The sequence below is a fragment of the Paraburkholderia bengalensis genome (assembly GCF_037126505.1).
GTDB classification, from domain to species: Bacteria; Pseudomonadota; Gammaproteobacteria; order Burkholderiales; family Burkholderiaceae; genus Paraburkholderia; species Paraburkholderia bengalensis.
In genome coordinates this window covers 177,732-188,621 of record NZ_JACFYJ010000005.1, presented here as the reverse complement: position 1 = coordinate 188,621, position 10,890 = coordinate 177,732, and the positions used below count along the sequence as shown (strand labels likewise).

Genomic DNA, 10,890 nt, shown 5'->3' with positions numbered 1-10,890 from the left:
TCGAATTCGCACGCGCCCGCGAGATCGAGAATGTCGTAGCCGCGGTAGTGCAGGTCGTTGCCCGTCTTGCCGACCGTGCACAACGCGGTATTGCCCGCCCTCACGCCCGACAGGGCCACGGATTTCTTCGGTTTGAATGCGCCCGCGTTCTGCGTGCCGTTGTCTGCTTCGCTCATGTGTCTTCCTCCAGATGCCATTACTTGTGTGCGGCGAACAGCGCGTCGAGCTTGTCCTCGTACGCGTGATAGCCAAGATATCTGTACAGGTCTTCGCGCGTCTGCATCGTCGGCACGGCTGCTTTTTGCGTGCCGTCGCGCATCACCGTCTCGTAGAAGTTCAGCGCCGCCGCGTTCATCGCGCGATAGGCGCCGCAGCAGTACAGCGCGATATCGACGTTCGCTTCGCGCAATTCCGTCGTGGTGAAGAACGGCGTCGCGCCGAACTCGGTCAGGTTGGCGAGAATCGGCACCTTCACGGCGGCCTTGAAGCGGCGATAGTCGTCGAGCGTTTTCATCGCTTCGGGAAAGATCATGTCCGCGCCGGCTTCGACGTACGCGACGGCACGTTCGATTGCGGCGTCGAGCCCTTCGGCGGCGGCGGCGTCGGTGCGGGCCATGATGACGAACTGGTCGTCGGTGCGCGCGTCGACGGCGGCCTTCACGCGATCCACCATTTCCTCTTTCGCGACGACTTCCTTGTTCGGGCGATGGCCGCAGCGCTTCTGTCCGACCTGATCTTCCAGATGCACGGCCGCGACGCCTGCCTTGATGAACGAGCGCACCGTGCGCGCGATGTTGAAGGCGCCGCCCCAGCCGGTGTCGATATCGACGAGCAGCGGCAGGTTGGTCGCATCGGTGATGCGGCGTGCGTCGGTCAGTACGTCGTCCATGGTGCTGATGCCCAGATCGGGAACGCCGAGCGAGTTCGCGGCGACGCCGCCGCCCGACAGGTACACGGCCTTGAAGCCGACGGCTTCGGCCATTTTCGCGGCATAGGCGGTGATGGCGCCGACGACTTGCAGCGGTTGTCCTTCGGCGACGGCCTGGCGGAACGAGGCGCCGGCGCTAGCGGGTTGTCTGATCGAGTTCAATTTGAGGCTCCGTTATTTGCGGGCCCTTATCTGCAAGCACCGTGCCAATTTGCGAACCACCGCTAAGTGACTGATTTGACGAGGTGCGCCGGTCGGCGCGGCTATGCGCAGATTGCAGAACTGAAATCTCCGGTTTCGATTGTGGAACGGCGCGCGCATAATGACGGCTGGTCCGTTCGCATTTCCCCAGGTCGAATTCATGAGTATCTCCACCGCTGTTTCGAGCCCGCGCCCGCGCGTCTGGGCGATGGGCATCAGCCGCTTGCGCGATCTGTTCGTGGACATTGCCAGCGAATATGCGGGCCGCGCCGACGTGCGCGTGGTGCCGCGCGGCTTCGGCGATGCCGTGCAGGAAATCGAGGCGGCAGGCAGCGAGCGTCCCGATGTGATCGTCGCGGGCGGTTCGAACGGCGCTTATCTGCGTACGCGCGTCGACGTGCCCGTCGTGGTGATCGCGCCGACGGGTTTCGACGTGATGCAGGCGCTGGCGCGCGCGCGGCGCGACGGCGATTCGGTGGCGCTCGTCACGCACGGCGAGACGCCCGACGAAGTGAAGCGCTTTGCGGCGGCGTACGGCATCGACGTGATTTTCGCCTCGTATCGCTCGACGGAAGATGCGCAGCAGTGCGTGCACGCGTTGCGGGAACGCGGCGTGGATGCCGTGGTCGGACCGGGCCACGTGACCGATCTCGCCGAGCGCGCGGGAATGGCGGCCGTCTTCGTGTATTCGCGCGCGTCGGTGCGCGGTGCGTTCGACACGGCGCTCGACGTCGCCCATGCCACCCGCGCCGAAGGCGTGCGCCGGCAGCGTCTGGACAATCTGCTGCAGCACCTGCGCGACGGCGTCGTGGCGCTGGACGCGCAAGGACGCGTCGAAGCGATCAACCAGCGCCTCGCGGGCGTGCTCGGCATCGATGCGGCGAACGCCGCGGGCATGCCGCTCCAGCAGCTTGCGCCGGAGCTGTCGAGCGCGCTGCCCGACACGGACGGCGACACGCTCGTGTCGTTGCGCGGCGCGAGCTATCTCGTGCATCGCGGGCCGCTGGCGGGCGCGGGCGCCGCAGCGGGCACCGTGCTGACATTCCAGGAGTCGCGCGCCGTCGAGCGGCTCGATCGCACACTGCGTTCGCGGCAGCGCGTGCAGCAGTTCACCGCGCGCTACCAGCTCGACGATCTGATCGGCGGATGTCCGTCGATCGAGCGCGTGCGCACGCTGGTGCGCCGCTATGCGAAATCCGATGCAACCGTGCTGATACTCGGCGAAAGCGGCACCGGCAAGGAAATGGTCGCGCAGAGCATGCATCGGCTGAGCGCGCGGCGGGACTTCGCGTTCGTCGCGATCAATTGCGGCGCGTTTCCGGAAGCACTGCTCGAAAGCGAATTGTTCGGCTATGAAGAGGGCGCGTTCACGGGCGCGCGCAAGGGCGGCAAGGCGGGGCTGATCGAAGCGGCGCATCGCGGCACGCTGTTTCTCGACGAGATCGGCGAAATGCCGCTGCCGTTACAAAGCCGGCTGCTGCGCGTGCTGCAGGAACGCGAAGTGGTGCGGCTCGGTTCGACGGAACCGACGCGCGTCGACATACGCGTCGTCGCCGCGACGCACCGCGCGCTGACGGAGGGCATCGAACTCGGGACGTTTCGCGCCGACCTCTATTACCGGCTGAACATTCTGAGCATTGCGCTGCCGCCGCTGCGCGAACGCACGACGGACGTCATGCCGCTTGCCGCCGAACTGTTGCTGCAGGCCGCCGCGCGCGAGCCGCGTCTGGCCGCGCGCGTTCCCGACCTGGAGGCGGCGACGCGCGTGCTCGCACCCGTCGGCGAGCCGCTGCGCCGCTACGCGTGGCCCGGCAACGTGCGCGAATTGCAGAATGTGATCGAACGGATTGCCGTCGAACTCGCGGATGCGGAAGGCGCGGCAGACGACGCTTTCACGCGCGAGATGCTCGACGTCGTGGCGCCCGAGCTGATCGCGTCAGCCCAGCCGCAAAAGAAGGGCGCATTGACGTTGCGCGAGCGCAGCCGGCATGTCGAAGCCGATGAAATACGCGCGATGCTCGCAGCTTGCGGCGGCGACCGCGACGCCGCTTGCAAGGCGCTTGGCATCAGCAAGACGACGCTGTGGCGCAAGCTCAATCCCGCGTGATGAGCGGTGCAATGAGTCACGCAACGAGTGACGTAACGAGTGACGTAAAAAGCGGCGCAAACAACCGCGCGCCCCGCTCGTTCACACGCCCAGCCATGCAGTCACGAACAGGCCGACTGCGATGACAGCCATGCCGACCGTGACCTTCTGAAGCCAGCGCTTTTTCGTGAGCAGCGTGATGGCGGCCAGCGCGATGGAGATCTGGATCAGGGTTGTGGCTTGCGCCCAGCGATGATGCTGATGTTGCAAGGATTCGCTTACTTCATTGTCCTGCTTGACCTGCTTCTCCAGCGATTCCGCCTGCTGGCGAATCGGCTCTTTCTCGGTCTTGTAGCGCTGCACGTCGGCGATGAACTTCGCGTGCGGCGCCGACGCGGGATCGCTTAACGCCGCGCCCAGTTCGGCGAGGTTCTGCTTTTCGCCCTTGGCCTGGTAGTACGCCCATTGATTCGCGGCTTCCGTCTTGAGGATGGCGGCTTCGTTCTTGTAGAAGAGCGCCTGGTTTTCGTTGGCGCCGCTCTGGTACGCGGCGATAGCGCCGACGCTCGCGAGAATGGCGGTCATCACGGCGATGCGCGACGCGCTGCTATCGCTTGCATGAGCACCGCCGTGCTCGAGCGCATGATCGTGCGGGCCGTGTACTTCGTATTCGTCGGACATCGTGATTCGGGAGGTCGGAAAGCCGCCAGCATACCGCAGCGCGGCAGCCGCGCAAAAGCGTTTTGCGTCGGTGCAAACCGCGTGTCGGGCAGCGCGCGGCGCGCGCGTTTCAGCACTGCATTCTGCGCTGCGCGCGATATTCCGTCGGCGACGTTTTCATGTGCCGCCGGAAGCTGCGCGCCAGATGATCGCCGCTCGTCAGGCCGGCGCGTTTGGCGACCTTGTCGACGGGCAGATCGGTTTCGACGAGCAGGTTGCAGACGAGCTGCAGCCGCGCGTGCATCAGATAGTCCGACGGCGTCATGCCGAGTTCGCTGCGGAAATGGCGCAGCAGGCTGCGCTCGCTCATCGCGGCGACCTGCGCGGCGTCTTCGATCGTCACGGGGCGGCGGCAGTTGTCCTGCAGCCAGTGCGCCGCCACGCGAACCTTCTCGGCGGGCGTACTGCCGACGACATCCTCGAAGATCGCATTGAGCATGTCGCGCGAGCACACCGAAAGTCGCTCGGCGACGCGGCGCGCCATGCCGTCGCCCATGTCGCGGCGAATCAGCTTCAACGCGCCCGTGAGCGCGTCGTTGAGGCTTTGCGATTTCGTCTTGCGCTCGCTTGCCCGCACGGCCGCGGCGGACATGTCGTCCTCGTTACATTCCCGCCCCGGAAGCGGCGCGCCGACAAACCGCACGTCGGCTGCTTTCGAGCGCGCGCGATGAATCCACGCGAGCAGCGTCACCGAGCGGGCATCGATGTGCCTGTCGTCGCCGATCAGCGCGAAGATCGCGTCGAATTCGTCCTCCGCGTGCGCATCGAATGCTTCCGTGCCGACGAGCAGCGCCGCGGAACTGGCCACGTAGCCGTCGTGATCCGATAGCGTGGCGATGTGATACAGCCATTGAATGGGGCCGCGCCCCGACAGCTCGCTGGCGATTTCCAGCGTGTTGGCGATGACGCTCGCGCTCAACAGGTCGAAGCCGTCGAACAGCGCAATGGCGACGCGGCGCACGCGCCGGGGGATGACGTCGCTGCCCTCCGGTTCCTTCAAATCGCTCGTTTGAGGCAGACGTGTCGACATCATTTTCTTCCCCAACCTGAATGAACTGGATCAGAAACACGAAGACCCGACCTCGATACGGTATAGCGCTCGCCCCCGTCACGCGTATCGGATAGGCGAAGCGCTCCAGTTCGGCCGCCGAATGCCCATGCTGCCTCGACCCAGCGACCAGCGGATGTGTGCAAGCGCACATAGCGCGATGCTTTCTTTCGGCGCGCAGCGCATCAGCAGTGCATGAATGGACGGTCAGCGGCGTGACGTTCGGCCGCCAGGCGGCGCGCCGTATCCGGCAGCGCGAGAAGGGTTCGCAGCGGGTGGCGCTGCGGGCTCAATGGCTATTGCAGCGCACGGATGAAGCGCTCCCGCCGCTGGCGGTCGCGCTCATGCCGGTTTCGTTGGGCGTGTATGGCGTTGGCCGGTTGAGCCGTGAGCCGTCGTGTCGGCACACGGACGAAACGATGCCGGAAGGGTTCGTATTCCCTCGCTCACATGGACTGGTTGTGCTTCCAGCTGGATATCGACGATCCCCCCGCATTGATGCCCGCGCCAGAAATGGCCTGCGCCACTTTCAGATAGCCCTCTGCGCTATCGCGCAACGTGTAGCCGTCGAGCGCGCGCCACGCGCGTGGCGCGTGCAGCGCGTCGACCAGCGCGCGCGCAAATGCGGCGGGGTCTTTCGTATCGACGAGTGAGACGGCGGGAAGCTCGCGCGCAAATTCGAATGCTTCGATGTGGCTTGCGACGACGGGAATACCCGAGGCCAGCGCTTCGAGAAAGCCAATGCTGTGCGCTTCCACATGAGAAGGCATCGCAAAGACATGCGACGTTTGCAGGATCTCGGCCACATTCGAGGTCGGACCAAGCAGCGTGACCCGCTCGTCCAGATTCAATCGATGCACGAGGTTCATCGCCGTATCGTGATACGCGAGATCTTCAATGGCGCCGTGCAGCAGCAGGCGCGCATCGGGCTCCGATTGCAGCACGATTTCAAACGCGCGAATGGTATCGAGTTGTCCTTTGTCGGCGATATAGCGGCCCAGCTGCACGATCAGCCGTGTGGGGTCGGCAGCGTCGATGTCCGGGGGCGCCGCGTGCTGATAGCGCGGCAGGTCGACGCCGTTGGGAATGACGGTCACGAGCGGATGCGGGCCGAATTCGCGCAGATAGTCCTGCGCATTGCGCGGCGACACGCCGACCACGGCTGCCGCGCGACGCGACAGGACACGCTCCGCCCAGCGCAGTTTGGGATCGGCGAAATCGTTGGAGCCGGAGTGCATCACGTAGATGACGGGCGCGACGTTCGGCAACAGACGGACGTAGAGCGCCGCGATCGTCGCATGCGCGATGATGATGTCGGGACGGAACTGGCGCACCACGCGCCACAGATGCGCGAGACGCCGGATTCTTCCTTGCGGGGTGTCCGGAAAGCAGCACAGCACGTTCGCGGCTTCGAGCTCGCGCCGGCTGTGTTCGAAGTCGTCCAATTGCGGTTCCATCGATGCAATGCAGACTTCGTGGCCACCCTCCCTGTGCTGGACCGCGACGCCCTTTGCGAGAACCTCGGCACCAGACAAACGTGGCGTATAGACGACCTGTAGTATCCGCACTTGTTACCGTTCCGATCGAGTCTTGTAGGTAGAGAACCGGTTCAACGAACCGTGTATCTCTTTCTTTTGTACAGCGTACGGTTGCGTGGGGCTATTGATAATTCGTTGGACCTTAGTGCCTATAACATAGCGCCTTGCCACAGTGAGCTTCGGTCAACGACTAGTCATTACTGGACACGCCCCCGGAAAAGAGGCATGGACAGGCCTCTTTTGATTCGAAGCGGCATGGCGGCCCGCCTCGCACGCACGCGTATCGCTATGGCGAGAGTCGTTCGAGCCATAGGGTTTCCGAGTACACGGCGGGTAATGGCTGAATGTCCATAGGCGTGATTTGAATCTCATTCGCATGAAAGCCATAGCGCACGAGCGATGCCGCACCTGCCGTGTAGAGCGTGTTGTTGAGGATCGCGTCGGCCCGCTCGTAAAAGATGAGCGCCGCCTGGTTGCCGGTTCGAATCAGCGCGGGCGTCGCATCCGCCCATCGGATATCGCGCAGCCAGCCAAGTAGAACGGGCGCGGTACCGGGATGCGCGAGGCTCCATTTCCATGCATCGACGCCGCCGGGTTCCGCATAGTGCGGGACGGTCATCACGATCGACGCATCGTCATCCGGGTAAACGTGAGCGCTGGTGAAGCGCGTGCTGTCGCGTCGGAATGTCGAGGGCAGCCACGACGTTGCGTTGACGCGCGCAGTGGCGCCGTCGACGTCGAGTTGCGTGACGGAAATACGGCGCTTGTCGTCGCTGGCGGACTGCAATGCGATAAACGCTGCGCCGCTTTTGCGAATGCCTCTCACGGCAAGCAATTGAACGTTGGCGGCAAGGCCGCTGTTGTTGAGGACTTCCGTTTGCTGAACACGGCCCGATTCGTCGGCGGCGACCGTCCATAGATCGATGCCGTTGGCTGCGTTCTGAACCGCAATGAGGATTCTTTCGCGCGACGACGCTTGCGTGGAGAAGGCGACGTATTGCTGCACGCGTTCTCCTGCTATTCGGGCGTCGCTCTGGAACCAGAGGACAGGCGCGGCGAAGCGGGTGCCCGTGCTGCGCAACAGCCAGAACGCCGAGCCGCCGTTACGCGGCGTCACGACCATCAGATCGGCGCGGCCATCGCCATCGAAGTCGCCCAGCAGAAAGCGCGCGCTATCGAAACACAGTGCGTCGGCGCCGCACGTCGGCGTCGTGGCGCGGCTGTCGAAGCGCACGGAACCTTCATACCAATGCTCGGGTTGCGCGGCTTTTCCCAATGTGGAGGTTTGCACGAGCACATCGAAGCCCGGGCCGTCCGCACGTCTTTGAACGAATACCGTGGACGGCTCGCCACCTCCCGTCACGTCGCCGTACATCGCGCCTGCAAGGCGCAAGTCGGTTGCCCATGACGGACGCGCCGTCGACCATCGGTATCGCGTCGTCAGGGACGCGCATCCGCGAATACGCAGGCGATTGTCGTCCTCGCCCAGGCAGCGCCGCGACGGCGTGAAGATCAGGCCGAAATCCCACGGCGTCCAGCGTTGCGCCGCGTCCCAGTCGTCGCACGGTTCTTCGGCGAGATTGCCATCGCGTTCCGCCACGCATTGGCCCGTCGAAACGGACACGAGCGCCGCATTGCGCTGGTTGCCCGCATACGTGGGCTTCGGTTGCCATTTCCATTGCTGGCCGGTCGAATCGTCGCAGGGTGCGAGTTCGGGTTCGTGGCCGCCGCCTCGCGACGTCAGGCACTGATTCGACGCGGCGTTGAACAGGACGGTCGGGCGGACGACGAAATCCGGCACGCGATCGAGCGTGGAGTCGGTGCGTTTGTAATTGCGCAGAATCCAGTTGCCGTCCCACTGGTATTCGCCGAACACGTGCGCAAAATCGTCGCCGTCGATCGAGAAATAACTCGCCGCCACATCGCGCTTGCGTTGCGCTTCTTCTCCAAAGAGCGTGGCGGGCCAATTCCCCGTCGGATACGTGACGTAGTACGAGATCGGCAACGACCGGCCCAGCGTCTGCGCGACATGGCGCGTGATGCGAGCGGCATAGATGTGATCGGGATGCTCGATGAAAGGCACCGTGTCGGGATTGAGCGTGTCGATTTGCGTCGCGTCCTGCAGGATCGACTTGAGCACATTCGAGAGCGAGTCACGCGTATAGCGCGCCGGCGTGAGTTCTCCGCGGCCCATCGGGTAGGTGGTCAGCGTGGCGCCCTGATCCCAGAGCAGCGCGAGCGGCACGCGACCGCCGCGCACCGCGCCGCCGGGAAGCCGAAGTTCGAGTAGCCGCACGCGCGGTTGCCCTTTCAATGTCAGCTGGAATACGGGCTTGCCGGCTATCTGCACCATCGACTCTTCCCAGTCGTTCGGGACACCGGCCACGCGCGCATACGCGAGCCGCGACGCTTCTTCGCGTTTTTGCACGTAGGCGAAGTTGGTGCCGTTAGCGCCGCCGATCAGATGAACGGTGGTGACGCACCATCCGGCGCGCAGTTGCTGACTGATTGCGGGTTCAACGAACAGCAGGTCGTCGTCGAGATGCGCGACGACCGTCACGAGCTTGCCAGCGCGGCAGTCAGGATCGGCCGCATATGCAGTGCCGTCGAATGCCGACCCTATGCAAAGAAGATAAAGGAAATAGCGCAACCACCGGGAAAGGGAGAGTGACGACGTTTTCATATGGTTGAGTTCTTCTCTGTTCTTCTTGGTGTTGTTCCCGAGAGCCGCTATCTGACGAATCGAGTAGCCTCGCGCTGTCCGCCCCGGCTATTCGCGGTTGTTTTTCGTTTGCAAATTGAAAGGCATGTGCACGCAGGTCGTTATCGATCGCGGAACGGCTCTGTCGATTGAACATGATGACGGTGTCGATGCGTTGTGAGCCGCCTTTTAATAGCGCGTCGTTGACGGATGATACAAAGAACGCCGCACATAAATCAGTACGGAATAGACAGAATTCAGTGTCGAATGGCAATTCATACCTTCTTCACGTGGAACCCGTAATAAAGTAACTTCCGACAGGCGCAACGTTCGACTGTTGTCTGAACATTGAAGCAAAGTCGATTTAACAATGGCATCCCGACGGGATAGCGCTACGCGCGCGTTTCTGCCAAAACTGCAGCGATTGAGGGCGTCATGCGGATGCTGTTCGTTATCGGTCACCTGGGTGACTATCATGTGCCGCGCTATGAAGCGCTGATGCGACTCGCTGCGAGGCGCGGCGACGAAGTCTGTCTGGTCGAGGTATTCGGCCGCTCGGGCTTTTATTCGTTTCCGCAAACGCGGCGCGCATCGTTTTTCGCGCAGTGTCACGAACGGGTCACGACGCTGGAGAACGACATCAGCGACGCGGGCGGACGCTGGCCAAGCGTGTTCGCGCAACTGGCGTCGATCGTGCGGCGCGTCGAGCCGGATGTCGTCGTCACGCTGGGCTATGACACGCCGTATTCGCTGTGGCTGTGTCTGCTCCGACGGTTCACGCGGCCATTCGCGCTCATCTACATGTCAGACTCGAAAGCCGACGATGGCGCGCGCAGCAGCATCAAGGAGCGCCTGAAGAAGATCCTGGTGCGCCGCTTCGACGGCGCGCTGGTCGCGGGAGAAAGGCACCGCGACTATGCGGAATTTCTCGGCATTCCGCGCTGGCGCTCGCGCATCGGTTTCGACGTGATCGATGTCGAGCAGTTCTCGCGCCGCGCGGCCGTCGCGCACGACACGGCCGACGAGGTGCGCCGCCTGCGTGGCTTGCCGCATCGCTATGTGCTTTGCGTCAGCCGCTTCGTCGCGCGCAAGAATGTCGATGTCGTGATCGACTCGTTCGCGCGAGCGCGTCTCGCGGAGCATGGCATTGCGCTGGTCCTCGTCGGCCAGGGGCGCGAGGAGCGAGCGCTGCGCAGCCTCGTGTCGCAAAAGGAACTGGACGCGAACGTCCATTTTCTCGATGCCTTACCCAATGCGGAGATGCCGGCCATCTACGGCCTTGCGGATTTCGTCGTGCTCGCGAGTGCATTCGATCAGTGGGGCCTGTGCGTGAACGAAGCGTTCGCGGCATCGCGCACGGCGATCGTCACGCACACGTGCGGCGTGGCGCGCGAACTGGTGATGAACGACATCAACGGCTACGTGGTCGATCCCGGCAACGCGGACATGCTGGCCGCGCGCATGCGAAGCCTTGCATTGGACGACGCGCTGCGCGAGCGGCTGTCGGCGCGGGCGCGTATGACAGTCGAGCAATGGAAGCCAGCCGTGTTCGCCAGCAATCTGATGGAACTCGCCGATTGCGTGCTCGAAGGCGATCAACTCGTTTCGCGAGCCGAACATGAGTAATGTGCGTTGGCGTACGTTGCATGAATGAATCGCGCTAACGCT

Annotated in this window: 7 protein-coding genes and 1 pseudogene; 2 read left to right on the top strand and 6 right to left on the bottom strand. The window is 63.7% G+C overall.

Annotated features, from left to right (window positions below; translation table 11 throughout):
• Together H3V53_RS05480 and prpB are read right to left on the bottom strand one after the other, a co-directional pair.
• A pseudogene (locus H3V53_RS05480) lies at nt 1-176 on the bottom strand (2-methylcitrate synthase); the annotation flags it as partial.
• 20 nt (nt 177-196) lie between these two features.
• On the bottom strand, nt 197-1,090 hold the full coding sequence (gene prpB, locus H3V53_RS05475; RefSeq protein WP_336597073.1) for a methylisocitrate lyase: 894 nt from the start codon (nt 1,088-1,090) through the stop codon (nt 197-199).
• A gap of 199 nt (nt 1,091-1,289) precedes the next feature.
• Between prpB and prpR the strand changes: the two genes are divergently transcribed.
• Nucleotides 1,290-3,236 (top strand): propionate catabolism operon regulatory protein PrpR, encoded by a 1,947-nt coding sequence (gene prpR / locus H3V53_RS05470; RefSeq protein ID WP_336597072.1) that lies wholly within the window; start codon nt 1,290-1,292, stop codon nt 3,234-3,236.
• A gap of 81 nt (nt 3,237-3,317) precedes the next feature.
• Here prpR and H3V53_RS05465 read toward each other — a convergent pair whose 3' ends face one another.
• The 4 genes from H3V53_RS05465 to H3V53_RS05450 form a co-directional block, all read right to left on the bottom strand.
• Entirely contained in the window at nt 3,318-3,896 is a 579-nt protein-coding gene (locus H3V53_RS05465; RefSeq protein ID WP_054922948.1) for a DUF4337 family protein, read from the bottom strand.
• Between the two features lie 109 nt (nt 3,897-4,005).
• Complete coding sequence (locus H3V53_RS05460; protein WP_336597071.1) at nt 4,006-4,935, bottom strand: helix-turn-helix domain-containing protein; 930 nt, start codon at nt 4,933-4,935, stop codon at nt 4,006-4,008.
• Between the two features lie 494 nt (nt 4,936-5,429).
• Nucleotides 5,430-6,551, bottom strand: a complete 1,122-nt coding sequence (locus H3V53_RS05455) for a glycosyltransferase family 4 protein (protein WP_336597070.1) — start codon at nt 6,549-6,551, stop codon at nt 5,430-5,432.
• Nucleotides 6,552-6,807: 256 nt separating this feature from the next.
• Nucleotides 6,808-9,204, bottom strand: coding sequence for a PIG-L family deacetylase (locus H3V53_RS05450; protein ID WP_336597069.1), 2,397 nt, complete (start codon nt 9,202-9,204; stop codon nt 6,808-6,810).
• A 453-nt stretch (nt 9,205-9,657) separates the two neighbouring features.
• Between H3V53_RS05450 and H3V53_RS05445 the strand changes: the two genes are divergently transcribed.
• Complete coding sequence (locus H3V53_RS05445; RefSeq protein WP_336597068.1) at nt 9,658-10,848, top strand: glycosyltransferase family 4 protein; 1,191 nt, start codon at nt 9,658-9,660, stop codon at nt 10,846-10,848.
• Nucleotides 10,849-10,890: the final 42 nt, after the last annotated feature.

Bases quoted from the DNA above. Each gene is read 5' to 3' on its own strand.
- prpR (WP_336597072.1), top strand. From the start codon at position 1,290: ATGAGTATCTCCACCGCTGTTTCGAGCCCGCGCCCGCGCGTCTGGGCG.
- H3V53_RS05465 (WP_054922948.1), bottom strand. From the start codon at position 3,896: ATGTCCGACGAATACGAAGTACACGGCCCGCACGATCATGCGCTCGAG.
- H3V53_RS05450 (WP_336597069.1), bottom strand. From the start codon at position 9,204: ATGAAAACGTCGTCACTCTCCCTTTCCCGGTGGTTGCGCTATTTCCTT.
- H3V53_RS05445 (WP_336597068.1), top strand. From the start codon at position 9,658: ATGCGGATGCTGTTCGTTATCGGTCACCTGGGTGACTATCATGTGCCG.